The organism is Pseudomonas sp. 210_17 TE3656 (genome assembly GCF_054821965.1).
The window spans coordinates 1595616-1610273 of the sequence record NZ_JBTRBC010000001.1 but is presented as its reverse complement, the minus strand read 5'-3'; the positions used below and the strand labels follow the sequence as shown (position 1 = coordinate 1610273).

Genomic DNA, 14658 nt, shown 5'->3' with positions numbered 1-14658 from the left:
GCACCGAATTGAATGCGGTCGGGCCACATCAGGCCCGACCGGCTGTAGCCGCATAAGGACCGACGTTTCCCATGTTGACCATCGCGCTATCCAAAGGTCGGATTCTCGACGATACCCTGCCGCTGCTGGCGGAAGCCGGTATCGTGCCGACCGAGAACCCGGACAAGAGCCGCAAACTGATCATCCCGACGACTCAGGACGACGTACGTCTGCTGATCGTACGGGCTACCGACGTGCCGACCTATGTCGAGCATGGCGCCGCCGATCTGGGTGTGGCGGGCAAGGACGTGCTGATGGAGTACGGCGGCCAGGGCCTTTACGAGCCGCTGGACCTGCAGATTGCCCAGTGCAAGCTGATGACCGCCGGTGCCATCGGCGCCGCTGAGCCCAAGGGCCGTCTGCGCGTGGCGACCAAGTTCGTCAATGTCGCCAAGCGTTACTACGCCGAACAGGGCCGTCAGGTCGATATCATCAAGTTGTACGGTTCGATGGAGCTGGCGCCGCTGATCGGTCTGGCCGACAAGATCATCGACGTCGTCGACACCGGCAACACCCTGCGTGCCAATGGCCTGGAACCCCAGGAACTGATTGCCACCATCAGCTCTCGGCTGGTGGTCAACAAGGCTTCGATGAAGATGCAGCATGCGCGCATCCAGAGCCTGATCGACACCCTGCGCCAGGCTGTCGAATCGCGACACCGCGGCTGATTCCTGCGCGCGACCTTCGCTGTCGCGCCCATCTATCCGCGTCATAGCCAATTTTCTCGGGTGCCCGCGCGGATGGACTGGTAGCTTAGGGCGCCTGAGCATTCGCCATTTATTGAGGCCCTCGCTATGACCACGTCCACTGCAATTGCCCGACTCAATGCCGCTGACCCGGATTTCGCCCGACATCTGGATCATCTGTTGAGCTGGGAAAGTGTGTCTGACGATGCGGTCAACCAGCGTGTGCTCGACATCATCAAAGCCGTGCGAGAGCGCGGTGACGCGGCACTGGTGGAATTCACCCAGCGTTTCGATGGCGTTGAAGCCAAGTCGATCGACGACCTGATCCTTGGTCGTGAGCGCCTGGAACTGGCCCTGACCCGCATCACCGCAGCCCAGCGCGAAGCCCTGGAAAAGGCTGCCAGTCGCGTGCGCAGTTACCACGAGCGGCAGAAACAGGACTCCTGGAGCTACACCGAGGCTGACGGTACGGTGCTGGGCCAGAAGGTCACCCCGCTGGATCGTGCCGGCCTGTATGTACCGGGCGGCAAAGCGTCCTACCCTTCGTCGGTACTGATGAACGCGATTCCAGCCAAGGTTGCCGGCGTCGGTGAAGTGGTCATGGTGGTGCCGACCCCGCGTGGTGAGGTCAACGAGCTGGTGCTCGCGGCCGCCTGTATCGCCGGTGTTGACCGGGTGTTCACCATCGGTGGCGCCCAGGCGGTAGCGGCGCTGGCCTATGGCACCGAGAGCGTGCCGCAGGTCGATAAGGTGGTCGGCCCCGGCAACATCTACGTCGCCACGGCCAAGCGCCACGTGTTCGGCCAGGTCGGTATCGACATGATTGCCGGTCCTTCGGAAATCCTCGTGGTCTGTGATGGCCAGACCGATCCGGACTGGATCGCCATGGACCTGTTCTCCCAGGCCGAGCACGACGAAGATGCCCAGGCGATCCTGGTCAGCCCGGATGCAGCGTTCCTCGACAAGGTGGCGGCCAGCATCGACAAGCTGCTGCCGACCATGGAGCGTGCCGAGATCATCAAGACTTCGATCAATGCTCGTGGTGCGCTGATCCAGGTGCGTGACATGCAGCAGGCCATGGAAGTCGCCAACCGTATCGCGCCTGAACACCTGGAGCTGTCAGTGGCTGATCCACAGGCCTGGCTGCCGCAGATTCGTCACGCCGGCGCGATCTTCATGGGTCGCCACACCAGCGAAGCCCTGGGCGACTACTGCGCAGGTCCGAACCACGTGTTGCCAACCTCCGGTACCGCGCGCTTCTCCTCGCCGCTGGGGGTATATGACTTCCAGAAACGTTCGTCGATCATCTTCTGCTCCGAGCAGGGCGCATCGGAACTGGGCCACACCGCCTCGATCCTCGCCCGTGGCGAATCGCTGACCGCCCACGCCCGTAGCGCCGAATACCGCATTGTTGCCGACAAGAAGGGGAACTGAGCATGAGTAAATTCTGGAGCCCCTTCGTCAAGGACCTGGTGCCTTACGTTCCGGGTGAGCAACCGAAACTGGCCAGGCTGGTCAAACTCAACACCAACGAGAACCCCTATGGCCCGTCGCCCAAGGCGCTGGAGGCCATGCGCGGCGAGTTGAACGACAATCTGCGTCTGTACCCGGACCCCAACAGTGACCTGCTCAAGCAGGCAGTGGCGGAGTATTACGGGGTCAACGGCAACCAGGTGTTCCTCGGCAATGGTTCGGACGAAGTGCTCGCGCACATTTTCCACGGCCTGTTCCAGCACGGCGCGCCGCTGTTGTTCCCGGATATCAGCTACAGCTTCTACCCGGTGTATTGCGGTCTGTATGGCATTCCATACGAGGCGGTAGCGCTGGACGAGCAGTTCCAGATCCGCGTCGAGGACTACGCCAGGCCCAATGGCGGCATCATCTTCCCCAACCCCAATGCCCCGACCGGCTGCCTGTTGGCGCTGGAGGCCATCGAGCAACTGCTCAAGGCCAACCCGGAGACGGTGGTGGTGGTCGATGAGGCCTACATTGATTTCGGCGGGCAGACGGCCATCAGCCTGGTGGATCGTTATGACAACCTGCTGGTTACCCAGACCTTGTCCAAATCGCGCTCGCTGGCGGGCTTGCGGGTCGGTCTGGCGGTGGGTCACCCGGACCTGATCGAGGCACTGGAGCGGATCAAGAACAGCTTCAACTCCTATCCGCTCGATCGCATGGCCATCGTCGGTGCGGCTGCGGCGTTTGCGGATCGGGCCTACTTCGACGAAACCTGCCGCAAGGTCATCGACAGTCGCGAGAAGCTGGTGGCCGAGCTTACTGCGCGTGGCTTCGAAGTACTGCCTTCGGCAGCCAACTTCATCTTCGCCCGGCATCCGCAGCAGGACGCCGGCGAACTGGCAGCCAGGTTGCGTGAGCAAGGGGTGATCGTGCGTCACTTCAAGCAACCACGCATTGCCCAGTTCCTGCGTATCACCATTGGTACTCCGGAGATGAATCAGGCATTGGTTGATGCTTTGAACTGATTCCGGCTTGTATTCATCGCGGGGCAAGCCCGCTCCCACCGATCTGTGGGAGCGGGCTTGCCCCGCGATTGCTTTTACACAATTTTGGGGAGTATTCTCTCTCGTCTAAATTCATCCGATGATTGGATGTAAGCTCACATGACCTTGCTAATCAAACGTTCTCTGGTCGAACAGGCTGTCGATCAACTGCGCCAGCGCATCGCCAGCGGCGCCTGGGCGGTAGGGCAACGCTTGCCAACCGAGCCGGAGCTGGCCACGGAACTGGGCATCAGCCGTAATACCGTGCGCGAAGCCATGCGCGTGCTCGCCTTCAGTGGCCTGGTCGAAGTCCGCCAGGGTGATGGCAGTTATCTACGCACCGCGGTCGACCCCTTGCAGGCAGTCCAGGCGCTGTCCCGCTGCAATCTTGAACAGGCACGGGAAACGCGGCACATCCTCGAAGCCGAGGCGATTGGCCTGGCAGCGCTACGCCGCACCGACGAGGACCTGCAAGGCCTGCGTGAAGCGCTGGCCCATAGCAGCGAGCATTTTCACGCTGACCTGGAGCGTTATGTCAGCTGTGACCTGATCTTCCACCAACGCCTGGTGGATGCCGCGCACAACCCGGCATTGAGCGAGTTGTACCGCTATTTCTCCGGGGTAGTGGCCGCTACCGTGCACCACAACCTGAGCCAAGCGCCGCGCTGCCAGATGGTTTTCGACCTGCATGGCCAGATTCTCGACGCTATCGAACAACGCGATTCGGACAAGGCCAAAGCCCTGAGCCGGACCCTGATCAACGAATCCTGACCTTGCGAGGCTGCCATGGCGCATGACACTGCTCGAAACACCCAGCCGGCCAACGGGCCGGAGCTGGAAGAACTGCTGATCGACGCCGAAGCCGACGACGAACAGGTGCAACAACAATCGGTGCTGCTCACGCGCCCTTGGTTGTTGCTGCTTGGTCTGGTACTGGTCGCGCTGAACTTGCGCCCGGCGCTGTCGAGCATGGCGCCGTTGCTCAGTCAGGTCTCCGATAGCCTCGGCCTGACCGCTTCTCAGGCCGGCTTGCTGACGACACTGCCGGTGCTTTGCCTGGGACTGTTTGCGCCCTTGGCACCCATCCTGGCGCGGCGCTTTGGCAGCGAGCGGGTGATCCTCGGCATCCTCCTGGTCCTGGCGGCCGGCATCGCTGTGCGTAGCGCCTTCGGCAGCACTGGTGTATTCGTTGGCAGCATCATGGCTGGCGCCAGCATTGGTGTGATCGGGGTCTTGTTGCCGGGTATCGTAAAGCGCGATTTTCCCAAGCATGCGGGCACTTTGACCGGGGTTTACACCATGGCGCTGTGTCTGGGTGCTGCCATGGCCGCAGGGGCCACGGTACCGTTGAGCGAGCATTTCGGCGACAGCTGGTCGCTGGGCCTGGGCTTCTGGTTGATACCGGCGCTGCTGGCGGCGCTGATCTGGCTGCCGCAAGCGCGCCAGGGGCACGGAGCACATCATGTGGCTTATCGGGTACGCGGCCTGCTGCGCGATCCACTGGCCTGGCAGGTAACCCTGTACATGGGGCTGCAGTCGTCGCTGGCCTACATTGTCTTCGGTTGGTTGCCGTCGATTCTCATCGGTCGTGGCCTGTCCCCGACCCAAGCGGGTCTGGTGTTGTCGGGTTCGGTGATCGTGCAGTTGATCAGCTCGCTCAGCGCGCCATGGCTGGCAACGCGTGGCAAGGATCAGCGTCTGGCCATTGTCGTGGTCATGCTCCTGGCGCTGGCCGGTCTGTTCGGCTGCCTGTATGCGCCGCTCGATGGTCTGTGGGGCTGGGCAGTCGTGCTCGGGCTGGGGCAGGGCGGCACCTTTGCCCTGGCGCTGACCTTGATCGTGTTGCGCTCCAAAGATGCTCATGTGGCCGCCAACCTGTCGAGCATGGCCCAGGGCGTCGGCTACACCCTGGCGTCCATGGGGCCGTTTGCCGTCGGGCTGGTGCACGACCTGACCGGAGGCTGGAATGCGGTCGGCTGGATTTTTGCGGTGCTGGGTATCGGTGCCATCGGTTTTGGCTTGAAGGCCGGACGCAACCTGCATGTGCAGGTGGTCAGCGAGCGGGTTTGAGGCCATAGGTATTCAGCAGGTAAATGCCCATAGCTTTTTGCCATATGAGCGGACTATCGTGCGGGTCTATTCCATCGGAAACGGACCCGCCTCATGAGCGATGCCCACAGTGCTTTGATCACCCGCTTCTACGAGGCTTTCCAGCGCCTGGACGCTGAAGCGATGGTTGCCTGCTATAGCGATGATATCGTTTTCAGCGACCCGGCCTTCGGCACCTTGCGCGGCAAGGATGCCGGCGACATGTGGCGAATGCTCACCACCCGTGCCAAGGACTTTTCCCTGACCTTCGACAGTGTGTCTGCCGATGAGCGTAGCGGCGCAGCGCACTGGGTTGCGACCTACCTGTTCAGCCAGACCGGGCGCACGGTGGTCAACGATATCCAGGCGCGCTTTGTCTTTCGCGACGGCAAGATCTGCGAGCATCACGACAGCTTCGATCTGTGGCGCTGGTCGCGGCAGGCGTTGGGCACGACAGGGCTGTTGCTGGGTTGGACACCGATGGTCCAGGGCAAGGTTCGCCAGCAGGCATTGAAAGGCCTGCGCGCGTTTCAGGCCGGTCGCTGAACGGGTAAGCTGTGGGCTTTGTCGTCGAATAGTCCGCACCGTGTCCGAAGCTGCCGTCGAAACTCCCGTGAAACCCTGGTATGTCTACCTGGTGCGTGCCGCCAACGGCTCGTTGTACTGCGGAATCAGTGATAACCCGCAACGGCGTTTCATCGCCCACCAGAAGGGCCAGGGCGCGCGCTATTTCAGTACCAGTCCGGCAGTGGCGCTGGTCTACGTCGAGGCCTGGCCGGACAAGGCCGAGGCGCTGCGCCAGGAGCGCCTGGTGAAGAAGCTGCGCAAAAGCGCCAAGGAGGCCCTGGTGGCCTCCTGGCAGGGACTCAGTCCTTGCGACGCTTGAGCTGATCGGTCAGCTGCGTCGGCAGGCCTTTGATGATCAGCGTGCCGGCCTCTTCGTCGTATTCGATCTTCGAGCCCAGCAGGTGTGCCTCGAAGCTGATCGACAGTCCTTCAGCGCGTCCAGTGAAACGGCGGAACTGGTTCAGGGTGCGCTTGTCGGCAGGGATCTCCGGCGACAGGCCGTAGTCCTTGTTGCGGATGTGTTCGTAGAAGGCCCGTGGACGGTCCTCGTCGATCAGCCCGGAAAGCTCCTCCAGGGTTACTGGTTCACCGGCCTTGGTCTGGCTGGTGGCGTAGTCGACCAGGGTCTGGGTTTTCTCGCGGGCGGCTTCTTCAGGCAGGTCCTCGCTTTCGACGAAATCGCTGAAGGCTTTGAGCAGGGTGCGGGTTTCGCCGGGGCCGTCGACGCCTTCCTGGCAGCCGATGAAGTCGCGGAAGTATTCCGAGACCTTCTTGCCGTTCTTGCCTTTGATGAACGAAATGTACTGCTTTGAAGTTTTGTTGTTCTGCCACTCGGAGAGGTTGATCCGCGCGGCCAGGTGCAACTGGCCCAGGTCCAGGTGGCGGGACGGGGTGACGTCGAGTTCGGCGTTCACCGCCACGCCTTCACTGTGATGCAGCAGGGCGATGGCCAGGTAGTCGGTCATGCCTTGCTGGTAGTGGGCGAACAGCACGTGACCACCGACCGACAGGTTGGACTCTTCCATCAGTTTTTGCAGGTGCTCGACGGCGACCCGGCTGAAGGCGGTGAAGGTGCTGCCGTCTTCCAGGTACTCTTTCAGCCAGCCGCTGAACGGGTGGGCGCCGGATTCGGCGTGGAAGAACCCCCAGGCTTTGCCTTGTTTGGCGTTGTAGCTGTCGTTGAGGTCGGCCAGGAGGTTTTCGATGGCGCTGGACTCGGCCAGCTCGGAGTCGCGTGCGTGCAGCACAGCGGGGCTGCCATCGGGTTTCTTGTCGATCAGGTGGACGATGCAATGACGGATCGGCATGGGATTCTCGGTTGAAAATGGGCGGTGCTGGCCGCGTTGCAAAGTTGCCAAGTGTACCTCAGCCCAGAGGTGATTCAGCGGCCAGATGTTGGCAGAAATGACGGTTGTTCGTTTTTTGTTCAGTTTTTTGCGTTTTTTCGCGCAAAGCCCCGAAAAACCTGCACATTTAGCCGGTCAGCTGCGGATATTTATCCATTCCTGTGGTAGTTTTGCCCGGTCTTGCGCCCCGTGTGTGGCGCATTGCTGGCAGACCGCTCGCGTCACGTCGAACCAAACGCCGTTTTACGTATCTACATACGCGAATGACGTGGCTGTAACACCGGACCGCCGGTTACCCCGCAGGTCTGGCTCGATGACTGACGTAGCACTCTGCATACTCACTGAATTTGATAGGGAAGGAACACCACCATGGCACTGACCAAAGACCAACTGATCGCCGACATCGCCGAAGCTATCGACGCGCCGAAAACCACCGCGCGTAACGCTCTGGAGCAACTGGGTCAGATCGTTGCTGATCAACTGGAAAATGGCAGCGAAATCACTCTGCCAGGCATTGGCAAACTGAAAATCACCGAGCGTCCTGCCCGTACCGGCCGCAACCCTTCGACTGGCGCTGCCATCGAAATCGCTGCCAAGAAAGTCGTCAAGTTCGTTCCAGCCAAAGTGCTGACCGACGCTGTAAACAAGTAATTGTAAGCAGTTTCGAAAAACCGCGTCCGGGTTGCCCGGACGCGGTTTTTTTATGCCTCTGTAGGAGCGGGCTTGCCCCGCGATTGCGGCGTGTCAGTTACATCGTATCGCGGGGCAAGCCCGCTCCCACCGGGGAGGACCAGCGGCTCTGGCGCCAGGCCTGGCGGGCATTGGCGTCCTGGAAGGTCCAGGCGACCATGCGGCTCTGTTTCTGCCCTTGGCCCATCTCGACAATTCGTACGTCCTGCGCACCGGCTTTCTTCAGCGCCGCCTGGATGCCGGGCAGGTTGGAGGCTTTGGACACCAGTGAGGTGAACCACAGCACCTGCTGGCGTAGCGAGGCGCTTTCTGCCACCAATTGGCTGACGAAGCGGATTTCGCCGCCTTCGCACCAAAGCTCGTTGTTCTGCCCGCCAAAGTTCAATACCGGCAATTTACGCTTGGGATCGGCTTTGCCCAAGGCTCGCCACTTGCGCTGGCTGCCGCGGGTGGCCTCTTCCCGTGAGGCATGGAAGGGCGGGTTGCACAGGGTCAGGTCGTAACGCTCGTCGTCTTTGAGCAGGCCGAGCAGGATGTGCTTGCGATTGCCTTGCTGGCGCAGGCTGATGGCTTTATCCAGGCCGTTGGCTTGAACAATGGCTTTGGCAGCGGCCAGGGCCGTGGCATCAATGTCCGAGCCGAGAAAGCGCCAGCGGTAGTCGCTGTGGCCCAGCAGCGGATAGATGCAGTTGGCGCCGACGCCGATATCCAGGGCACGCACTTGTGCGCCGCGGGGAATCTCGCCGTTGTTGTCATCGGCGAGCAAGTCGGCGACGACGTGGATGTAGTCAGCGCGACCGGGAATCGGCGGGCACAGGTAGTCGGCCGGGATGTCCCAGTGCTGGATGCCGTACTGGGCCTTGAGCAGGGCGCGGTTGAACACCCGGACGGCGTCGGGGTTGGCAAAGTCGATGCTCGGCTTGCCGTGGGGATTGGTGATCATGAACGTGCCCAGTTCGGGGCTGCTCTTGATCAGCTCGGGAAAGTTGTAGCGACCCTGGTGGCGGTTGCGCGGGTGCAGGGTCGGTTTGAGTGGTGTGGTCATCTTTGGGTCCGGTGAAAAGCATCGCGGGTCAAGCCCGCTCCCACACAATGCTGTGGGAGCGGGCTTGACCCGCGATAGCGCCACTGAAGTCAGCGATCGTTACAGCGCGGCAATCCGCGCATGCTGCTCGGTGAAGTTGGCCAGGGCCTGTTCGGCCTCGGCCAGCTTGGCGCGTTCCTTGTCGATCACCGCAGGCGGCGCCTTGTCGACGAAGGCGGCATTGGACAGCTTGCCGCCGACACGCTGGACTTCACCCTGCAGACGCTGGATTTCCTTGTTCAGGCGCGCCAGTTCCGCATCTTTATCGATCAGGCCGGCCATCGGCACCAGCACTTGCAAATCACCCACCAGCGCGGTGGCGCTCAGCGGTGCTTCGTCCTGCTCGCCCAGTACGGTGAAGGATTCGATCTTCGCCAGCTTCTTCAGCAGCGCTTCGTTTTCCTGCAGGCGACGCTGGTCTTCGGCGCTGGCGTTCTTGAGGAACAGTTGCAGCGGCTTGCCCGGGCCGATGTTCATCTCGCCGCGGATGTTGCGCACGCCGAGCATCAGCTCCTTGAGCCATTCGATATCGCCTTCGGCAGCGGCATCGATGCGGCTTTCGTTGGCCACTGGCCACGGCTGCAGCATGATGGTCTTGCCTTCGGCACCGGCCAGCGGCGCCAGGCGCTGCCAGATTTCTTCGGTGATGAACGGCATGAACGGATGGGCCAGACGCAGCGCCACTTCCAGCACGCGTACCAGAGTGCGGCGGGTGCCACGGGCACGTTCGACCGGAGCGTTTTCGTCCCACAGCACAGGCTTGGACAGCTCCAGGTACCAGTCGCAGTACTGGTTCCAGATGAACTCGTAGAGCGCCTGGGCGGCCAGGTCGAAGCGGAACTGATCCAGCTGGCGGGTCACTTCGGCTTCGGTGCGTTGCAGCTGCGAGATGATCCAGCGGTCAGCCAGCGACAGTTCATAGGCTTCGCCGTTCTGGCCGCAGTCTTCGCCTTTGTCCAGCACGTAGCGGGCGGCGTTCCAGATCTTGTTGCAGAAGTTGCGATAACCTTCGACGCGACCCATGTCGAACTTGATGTCGCGACCGGTCGAAGCCAGCGAGCAGAAGGTAAAGCGCAGGGCGTCGGTACCGTAGCTGGCGATGCCTTCGGGGAACTCGGCCTTGGTCTGCTTGGCGATTTTCTCGGCCAGTTTTGGCTGCATCATGCCGCTGGTGCGTTTCTCCAGCAGCTCGTCGAGGGTGATGCCGTCGACGATGTCCAGCGGGTCAAGGACGTTGCCCTTGGACTTGGACATCTTCTGGCCCTGGCCGTCGCGGACCAGGCCGTGGACGTAGACAGTCTTGAACGGCACTTGCGGGGTGCCGTCTTCGTTCTTCACCAGGTGCATGGTCAGCATGATCATCCGGGCAACCCAGAAGAAAATGATGTCGAAGCCGGTGACCAGCACGTCGGTGGAGTGGAATTTCTTCAGGAACTCGGTCTGCTGCGGCCAGCCCAGGGTCGAGAAGGTCCACAGGCCCGAGCTGAACCAGGTGTCGAGGACGTCGTTGTCCTGGTTCAGGACCACGTCGGCACCGAGGTTGTGCTTGGCGCGCACTTCTTCTTCGCTGCGGCCGACGTAGACCTTGCCGGACTCGTCGTACCAGGCCGGAATACGGTGGCCCCACCACAGCTGGCGGCTGATGCACCAGTCCTGGATGTCGCGCATCCAGGAGAAGTACATGTTCTCGTACTGCTTGGGTACGAACTGGATGCGGCCGTCTTCGACAGCGGCGATCGCCGGTTCAGCCAGCGGCTTGGTCGAAACGTACCACTGGTCGGTCAGCCACGGCTCGATGACGGTACCGGAGCGGTCGCCTTTCGGCACTTTCAGGGCGTGGTCGTCGACGCTGACCAGCAGGCCGGCGGCGTCGAAGTCGGCAACGATCTGCTTGCGCGCCATGAAGCGGTCAAGGCCTGCATACTGGGCAGGCAGGGTGGCGTCGACACTTTCGTTGACGCTGCCGTCGAGGTTGAACACCTGGGCGGCCGGCAGTACGAAGGCGTTCTTGTCGAAGATGTTCAGCAGCGGCAGGTTGTGACGCTTGCCGACTTCGTAGTCATTGAAGTCGTGGGCCGGGGTGATTTTCACACAGCCGGTGCCGAATTCAGGGTCGCAGTAGTCGTCACCGATGATCGGGATGCGGCGGCCAACCAGTGGCAGCTCGACGAACTTGCCGATCAGCGCCTTGTAGCGCTCGTCTTCGGGGTTCACGGCCACGGCGGCGTCGCCGAGCATGGTTTCCGGACGGGTGGTGGCAACGATCAGGTAGTCTTTGCCGTCGGCGGTCTTGGCGCCGTCAGCCAGCGGGTAGCGCAGGTTCCACAGGTGACCTTTCTCGTCGTGGTTTTCCACTTCAAGGTCGGAGATCGCCGTGTGCAGCTTGGTGTCCCAGTTGACCAGGCGCTTGCCGCGGTAAATCAGGCCGTCTTCGTGCAGGCGCACGAAGGCTTCCTTGACCGCTTCGGACAGGCCGTCGTCCATGGTGAAGCGTTCGCGGCTCCAGTCGACCGAGGAGCCCAGGCGACGGATCTGGCGGCTGATGTTGCCACCGGACTGGTCTTTCCATTCCCAGACTTTTTCCAGGAATTTCTCGCGACCCAGGTCGTGGCGGCTCTGGCCTTTGGCCTCGAGCTGACGCTCGACCAGCATCTGCGTGGCGATACCAGCGTGGTCGGTTCCCGGCTGCCACAGGGTGTTGCGGCCCTGCATGCGGCGGAAACGGATCAGGGCATCCATGATCGCGTTATTGAAACCATGACCCATGTGCAGGCTGCCGGTGACGTTCGGCGGCGGAATCATGATGGTGTAGGAATCGCCCGCGCCTTGCGGAGCGAAGTAATTCTCGGATTCCCAGGTGTTGTACCAGGAAGTTTCAATAGCGTGCGGCTGGTAGGTCTTATCCATGCTCGGCGGGACCCTATGGCAAATATTCAGGAAAGCCGAGCAGTATAACGGGGATAAGTGCCGGGGCGTAGCATGAGGTGATGGCAGGAGGCAAAAACATCGCGGGGCAAGTCGAATCGTCGCACCCCGCGATGGGCTTGATTACGGGTTGAGCAGACGCTCAAGGCGGGCATCAAGACGGCGCTTGATTTCATTTTCGATGTGCGGGGTAAAGTCGTTGATCACGTCCTGCATGATCAACTGAGCGGCAGCGCGCAGTTCGGCATCCAGGTGCAGCAAGGTTTCCTGGCGCTTTGCCTGCGGGTCGAGCTGCGGTTCGGGCGCAGGCGCTGGGGCAACCACAGGCGCAGGCTCAGCCTCTTCAAGCAGCAGCGGAATCTGCTCCTCGACGGTGTCGGTCAGCAGCGGTGGCTCAAGGGATTCGTCGCCCAGCAGCTGACGGATCGACTCAAGGTCGTCCAGCAGGTGTGCGGATTGGGGCAGGGGAGTGGGTTTATCCATCGTCTTCAGAGTCGCTGTAAGCGGTGATCCTGCAGAGCATAGCCCTGTTCGCGGTAGAAACGGAAACTCTCTCGGGCAGCCTGACGAATCGTCGGCTCCTCGACCACGATCTCGGCAATGCGGGCAAAGCGGGCGGCGAACGGCGCAACCTTGAGGTCGAGGTTGATCAGCAGGTCCTGGTGACTACCGGGATCGTCTCCCAAACCCAGTACCACGCTGCCCTGAGGCTGTTCTTCGGCAGCATTGTGCGGCACGAAAGCTTCACCCTTGAAGGCCCACAGGCGGGCATCCAGCTCATCGCGCTGGACGGCGTCGCTGCAGTGCAGGTAGACCTGATGCCCCATGCGCCAAGCCTTTTCGCAGAGCTTGCAGGCGAAATCCAGGCGCGCCGAGGGCGCGTCGCTGGGCAGAATATAGAAGTCAACTTTGCTCATGGTCAGCCTGCCGGCCGTCTACATCCGGGAACATAGACGGCTGGCACTCATTCAGGCGTTGGCGCGGTCGAGCAGGTACTGGGTCAGCAGCGGCACTGGTCGGCCAGTGGCGCCCTTGTCCTTGCCGCCACTGATCCAGGCGGTGCCGGCGATATCCAGGTGGGCCCAGTTGTAGGCCTTGGCGAAGCGCGACAGGAAGCAACCGGCGGTGATGCTGCCGGCCTTCGGGCCGCCAATGTTGGCGATGTCGGCGAACGGGCTGTCCAGCTGTTCCTGGTACTCGTCGAACAGCGGCAGCTGCCAGGCGCGGTCGTCGGCACGCTTGCCGGCGTCGAGCAACTGGTTGACCAGCTCGTCGTTGTTGCCCATCAGGCCCGAGGTGTGGCTGCCCAGGGCGACAATGCAGGCGCCGGTGAGGGTGGCGATGTCGACCACGGCCTGAGGCTTGAAACGCTCGGCATAGGTCAGGGTGTCGCACAGCACCAGACGGCCTTCAGCGTCGGTGTTGAGGATCTCGACGGTCTGCCCGCTCATGGTGGTGACGATATCGCCCGGACGGGTGGCGCCGCCGCTTGGCATGTTTTCGGCACAGGCCAGCAGGCACACCAGGTTGATCGGCAGTTGCAGTTCGAGGACCGCGCGCAGGGTACCGAAGACACTGGCTGCACCACCCATGTCGAACTTCATTTCATCCATGCCGGCGCCAGGTTTGAGGCTGATGCCACCGGTGTCGAAAGTGATGCCCTTGCCGACCAGCACGAACGGTTTCTCGCTCTTCTTGCCGCCCTGGTAGTTGAGCACGATCAGGCGTGGCGGCTGGTCGCTGCCCTGGCCAACGGCGTAGAACGCGCCCATGCCCAGATCCTTGATCTTTTTCTCGTCGAGCACTTCGACTTTCAGGCCCTTGTAGGCTTTGCCCATACCCTTGGCCTGCTCGGCCAGGTAGCTTGGGTGGCAGACGTTGGGTGGCAGGTTACCCAGGTCACGGGCAAAGCTCATGCCGGCGGCAATCGCGCTGGCGTGCTTGACCGCGCGCTCGACGTCGGCGGCACCGGCCTTGTCGGCCAGCAGAGTGATTTTCTTCAGGGCGCGGGGTTCGGCCTTCTTGCTCTTGAACTGGTCGAAGACGTATTCACCGTCGAGCAGGGTTTCAGCCAGCAGGCGCGACTTGCCATAAAAGGCATCGCGGCCGCTGACGGCGACATCGTCCAGCGCCAGTACCGCGTCGCTGCCGTTGAGACCCTTGAGCACCGCCAGCACGCTGGCAACCACTTTGCGCCAGCTGCGATCGCCCAGTTCGCTGTCTTTGCCGATGCCGACCAGCAGCACGCGCTCGGCCTTGAGGTTGGGCAGGCTTTGCAGCAGCAGGGTCTGGCCCGGCTTGCCGGTGAGGTCGCCACGCTTGAGCACGGCACTGATGGCACCGCCGCAGGCTTCGTCGATGGCCTTGGCGCTGGCGCCGAGTTTGCGGCCTTCCGCGACTGCGAGCACCAGCGTGGCGGTTTTCAAGGATGCAGCGGCTACGCTTTTTACAACCAGTTCCATGTCAGGTTCCCCGAATGATCTGTCTTTGTGCGCTGTCTGTGCAGGCACTTTAAGCGAGCTGGCCGCGTGGTCGCGTGCCAGTGAGAAAGCCGCCAGTTTGAGCCTGCTCGGACCGACCTGACAACCCCGTTAATGAAGCATTGTGCATCGCCAGTGACAGGCACGGCCAATCACAGGATAATGCGCCAACTTTTGTGCGGGTTCGCTCTGGCGGGTCAGCAACTATCTTGGCTGTTATGGATTCTTTGTTTGGCTGTCCGAGCCTGACAA

The 14658-nt window shown here is 61.9% G+C and carries 14 protein-coding genes; 8 read left to right on the top strand and 6 right to left on the bottom strand.

Translation table 11 applies throughout. The features are described 5' to 3' along the window. The first annotated feature begins 71 nt into the window (after nucleotides 1-71). The 7 genes from hisG to ACVI9W_RS07560 all read left to right on the top strand — a co-directional run bounded on the left by hisG (nucleotide 72) and on the right by ACVI9W_RS07560 (nucleotide 6200). Complete coding sequence (gene hisG / locus ACVI9W_RS07590) at nucleotides 72-707, top strand: ATP phosphoribosyltransferase (protein ID WP_028942845.1); 636 nt, start codon at nucleotides 72-74, stop codon at nucleotides 705-707. A 126-nt stretch (nucleotides 708-833) separates the two neighbouring features. Then, nucleotides 834-2159, top strand: coding sequence for a histidinol dehydrogenase (hisD, locus tag ACVI9W_RS07585; protein ID WP_038614359.1), 1326 nt, complete (start codon nucleotides 834-836; stop codon nucleotides 2157-2159). Between the two features lie 2 nt (nucleotides 2160-2161). Next, nucleotides 2162-3208: a histidinol-phosphate transaminase gene (gene hisC / locus ACVI9W_RS07580; protein WP_038614357.1), complete on the top strand. Its 1047-nt coding sequence runs from the start codon at nucleotides 2162-2164 to the stop codon at nucleotides 3206-3208. 138 nt (nucleotides 3209-3346) lie between these two features. After that, nucleotides 3347-3997, top strand: a complete 651-nt coding sequence (locus tag ACVI9W_RS07575; protein ID WP_461529655.1) for a FadR/GntR family transcriptional regulator — start codon at nucleotides 3347-3349, stop codon at nucleotides 3995-3997. Nucleotides 3998-4012: 15 nt separating this feature from the next. After that, on the top strand, nucleotides 4013-5296 hold the full coding sequence (locus ACVI9W_RS07570) for a CynX/NimT family MFS transporter (RefSeq protein WP_461529654.1): 1284 nt from the start codon (nucleotides 4013-4015) through the stop codon (nucleotides 5294-5296). A 93-nt stretch (nucleotides 5297-5389) separates the two neighbouring features. Further along, nucleotides 5390-5860 (top strand): nuclear transport factor 2 family protein, encoded by a 471-nt coding sequence (locus ACVI9W_RS07565; protein WP_461529653.1) that lies wholly within the window; start codon nucleotides 5390-5392, stop codon nucleotides 5858-5860. A 67-nt stretch (nucleotides 5861-5927) separates the two neighbouring features. Beyond that, nucleotides 5928-6200, top strand: coding sequence for a GIY-YIG nuclease family protein (locus ACVI9W_RS07560; protein ID WP_232478209.1), 273 nt, complete (start codon nucleotides 5928-5930; stop codon nucleotides 6198-6200). Here ACVI9W_RS07560 and yejK read toward each other — a convergent pair. Beyond that, on the bottom strand, nucleotides 6181-7188 hold the full coding sequence (gene yejK, locus ACVI9W_RS07555) for a nucleoid-associated protein YejK (protein ID WP_038614347.1): 1008 nt from the start codon (nucleotides 7186-7188) through the stop codon (nucleotides 6181-6183). The two genes, ACVI9W_RS07560 and yejK, sit on opposite strands and share 20 nt — an antisense overlap. A 408-nt stretch (nucleotides 7189-7596) precedes the next feature. On the opposite strand from yejK, the gene ACVI9W_RS07550 reads away from it, so the two are divergent. Continuing rightward, nucleotides 7597-7878, top strand: coding sequence for an HU family DNA-binding protein (locus ACVI9W_RS07550; RefSeq protein WP_009398256.1), 282 nt, complete (start codon nucleotides 7597-7599; stop codon nucleotides 7876-7878). Between the two features lie 97 nt (nucleotides 7879-7975). Here ACVI9W_RS07550 and rlmF read toward each other — a convergent pair whose 3' ends face one another. The 5 genes from rlmF to ACVI9W_RS07525 all read right to left on the bottom strand — a co-directional run bounded on the left by rlmF (nucleotide 7976) and on the right by ACVI9W_RS07525 (nucleotide 14388). After that, the gene (gene rlmF, locus ACVI9W_RS07545; RefSeq protein ID WP_461529652.1) at nucleotides 7976-8962 is read right to left on the bottom strand and encodes a 23S rRNA (adenine(1618)-N(6))-methyltransferase RlmF; all 987 of its coding nucleotides are present in this window, start codon (nucleotides 8960-8962) and stop codon (nucleotides 7976-7978) included. Nucleotides 8963-9061: 99 nt separating this feature from the next. Next, nucleotides 9062-11908: a valine--tRNA ligase gene (locus ACVI9W_RS07540; protein ID WP_461529651.1), complete on the bottom strand. Its 2847-nt coding sequence runs from the start codon at nucleotides 11906-11908 to the stop codon at nucleotides 9062-9064. Nucleotides 11909-12049: 141 nt separating this feature from the next. Continuing rightward, on the bottom strand, nucleotides 12050-12409 hold the full coding sequence (locus tag ACVI9W_RS07535; RefSeq protein WP_461529650.1) for a DNA polymerase III subunit chi: 360 nt from the start codon (nucleotides 12407-12409) through the stop codon (nucleotides 12050-12052). Nucleotides 12410-12414: 5 nt separating this feature from the next. Beyond that, nucleotides 12415-12843, bottom strand: coding sequence for a DNA polymerase III subunit chi (locus ACVI9W_RS07530; protein ID WP_461529649.1), 429 nt, complete (start codon nucleotides 12841-12843; stop codon nucleotides 12415-12417). Nucleotides 12844-12894: 51 nt separating this feature from the next. Beyond that, nucleotides 12895-14388: a leucyl aminopeptidase gene (locus tag ACVI9W_RS07525; protein ID WP_461529648.1), complete on the bottom strand. Its 1494-nt coding sequence runs from the start codon at nucleotides 14386-14388 to the stop codon at nucleotides 12895-12897. Between the last annotated feature and the right edge of the window lie 270 nt (nucleotides 14389-14658).

Coding starts and splice junctions, on each gene's coding strand:
- hisG (WP_028942845.1), top strand. CDS start 72: ATGTTGACCATCGCGCTATCCAAAGGTCGGATTCTCGACGATACCCTG.
- hisD (WP_038614359.1), top strand. CDS start 834: ATGACCACGTCCACTGCAATTGCCCGACTCAATGCCGCTGACCCGGAT.
- hisC (WP_038614357.1), top strand. CDS start 2,162: ATGAGTAAATTCTGGAGCCCCTTCGTCAAGGACCTGGTGCCTTACGTT.
- ACVI9W_RS07575 (WP_461529655.1), top strand. CDS start 3,347: ATGACCTTGCTAATCAAACGTTCTCTGGTCGAACAGGCTGTCGATCAA.
- ACVI9W_RS07570 (WP_461529654.1), top strand. CDS start 4,013: ATGGCGCATGACACTGCTCGAAACACCCAGCCGGCCAACGGGCCGGAG.
- ACVI9W_RS07565 (WP_461529653.1), top strand. CDS start 5,390: ATGAGCGATGCCCACAGTGCTTTGATCACCCGCTTCTACGAGGCTTTC.
- yejK (WP_038614347.1), bottom strand. CDS start 7,188: ATGCCGATCCGTCATTGCATCGTCCACCTGATCGACAAGAAACCCGAT.
- ACVI9W_RS07550 (WP_009398256.1), top strand. CDS start 7,597: ATGGCACTGACCAAAGACCAACTGATCGCCGACATCGCCGAAGCTATC.
- rlmF (WP_461529652.1), bottom strand. CDS start 8,962: ATGACCACACCACTCAAACCGACCCTGCACCCGCGCAACCGCCACCAG.
- ACVI9W_RS07540 (WP_461529651.1), bottom strand. CDS start 11,908: ATGGATAAGACCTACCAGCCGCACGCTATTGAAACTTCCTGGTACAAC.
- ACVI9W_RS07535 (WP_461529650.1), bottom strand. CDS start 12,409: ATGGATAAACCCACTCCCCTGCCCCAATCCGCACACCTGCTGGACGAC.
- ACVI9W_RS07530 (WP_461529649.1), bottom strand. CDS start 12,843: ATGAGCAAAGTTGACTTCTATATTCTGCCCAGCGACGCGCCCTCGGCG.
- ACVI9W_RS07525 (WP_461529648.1), bottom strand. CDS start 14,388: ATGGAACTGGTTGTAAAAAGCGTAGCCGCTGCATCCTTGAAAACCGCC.